Genomic DNA, 608 nt, shown 5'->3' with positions numbered 1-608 from the left:
ACGTGCGCAGCCGGAAGGCTGGCGAGCGGGTGATGGCACGACTCAAGCGCTGTTATGACAAGCTGCACCTGAAGATCAACGAATCGAAGAGTGCGGTGGCAAGCGTCTTGGGTCGCAAGTTTCTGGGGTACGCCCCATGGGAAACTCGGAAAGGCGAGATCAAACGCATCGTGTCAGACAAGGCGTTGGAGACGTTCAAGCAAAGGATCAGGCAGCTCACCGGCCGATCCGGCGGGCGCAGCATAAGCGAAGTGATCGAGCGGCTGCGCAGCTACATGCTGGGCTGGAAAGCGTACTTCCAATTGGCGCAGACCTATCGCCGCTGGCAACAGCTGGACGAGTGGATGCGCCGGCGGATGCGCGCGCTCCATCTGAAGCATTGGCGGCGCGGCAAGACGATATACCGGGAGCTGCTCAAGCTTGGGGCCAAGCCAAGCGTGGCCCAATCGGTGGCGGCCCTCAGCCGTCGCTCGTGGCACAACAGCATGACCGGGCTGCATCACGTCCTGACGATTGCCTACTTTGATCGCCTGGGCAGGCCTCGCCTCACCTGACCTCAACTACTCGAACCGCCCGGTGCGGACCCGCATGCCGGGTGGTGTGGGAGG

At 62.5% G+C, this 608-nt stretch carries 1 protein-coding gene; it reads left to right on the top strand.

The features are described from left to right. Positions 1-554, top strand: a 554-nt coding sequence (locus tag WS69_RS21200; protein WP_197419291.1) for a group II intron maturase-specific domain-containing protein, incomplete at its 5' end; no start/stop codon positions are given. Positions 555-608 lie beyond the last annotated feature (54 nt).

The organism is Burkholderia sp. BDU5, from assembly GCF_001522845.1.
Classification (GTDB): domain Bacteria; phylum Pseudomonadota; class Gammaproteobacteria; order Burkholderiales; family Burkholderiaceae; genus Burkholderia; species Burkholderia mayonis.
This window is presented reverse-complemented; position numbering and strand designations above follow the sequence as displayed.